The sequence below is a fragment of the Clostridium nigeriense genome, assembly GCF_050585245.1.
GTDB classification, from domain to species: domain Bacteria; phylum Bacillota; class Clostridia; order Clostridiales; family Clostridiaceae; genus Clostridium; species Clostridium nigeriense_A.
In genome coordinates this window covers 1-1,000 of the sequence record NZ_JBNOOF010000037.1, presented here as the reverse complement: position 1 = coordinate 1,000, position 1,000 = coordinate 1, and the positions used below count along the sequence as shown (strand labels likewise).

At 30.8% G+C, this 1,000-nt stretch carries 1 protein-coding gene; it reads right to left on the bottom strand.

Annotated elements, in window-relative coordinates:
• Window positions 1-127: 127 nt before the first annotated feature.
• Window positions 128-1,000 (bottom strand): DUF1351 domain-containing protein (locus ACQPUY_RS17695; protein ID WP_430843367.1); only part of this gene is annotated, 873 nt, incomplete at its 5' end.

Below are 1,000 nucleotides of genomic sequence, written 5' to 3'. Positions count from 1 at the left end.
TTAGCCATTAGTAGAAGGTCTATCCATGCTTGTCCTCTACTGAATGGCTCACAAGTCCATAACCAATGCTCTTGAATGCTTCTATAAATTTTATTCCAACCTTCTACCATGCTGACCTCCTAAAAGGCTATTTTACCTTCCCTTTACTATGAACCTTATAAATATATCCATTGTCCTTTAAGAACTTACTTAAGGCTTGTATCATTTCAAGATTATGTTCTACATGAATATCTACATAAAATAATTCTTCATCTTCCTTTAAAGCCTTATCTCCTGCTTCTACCATGGTTTGCATTAATTTTGCTTTTAATTCCTCTTTAGGCTCTTCTTGTGGTTGCTCTGCTTTTCTTATTAGTTCTGCCTTTTCATTTATCTCTCTTACTATCCTTGATATATCCCAACCAAATTCTATATACTTTTCAAAGTCTTTATACTCTAATGGAGTTTTTATTGTTTTATTTACCGCTTCTAAAGTAGTTTCTATAGTTGCTTTTAACATTTCAGCTTTAGCTTTATCTGAATTTTGTTGTTGCTTTAATGCTGCTGCTCTTTGCTCTATATCCTCAACCACGCTTTTAGCACTAGCTGATAAATTTAAATATTTATCTAATACAGTTAATTGGCTTGAGTATTTTTCTTCTAATCCTAATTTTTCTATATAATCTAATATTGTTGTTTGTGCTGCCATTCTTTTTGCTTCTTTACGCTTATTATCAAATTCAGCTATTCCAAGTTTTATAGGTTTTTCAACTTCTTCTATAAGTCCTATAAGCTCTTTAAATTGACCTTCAAATTCCTTAATTGGTTTTTCCATTTCTTTTTTTACATCTTTTCTGCAACTGTCTATCTTATTTCTAAGTCCTGCTAAATCCTTTTGAGTAGCCTTACAATCCTTTAAACTTTCTTCTGTAACTACTAACCCTTTATATTTTTCCATATTGGCTATTAAATTAGCCTTAACTTCTTCAAAATTTGTTGTTATAACTGGCAATTGTTTATT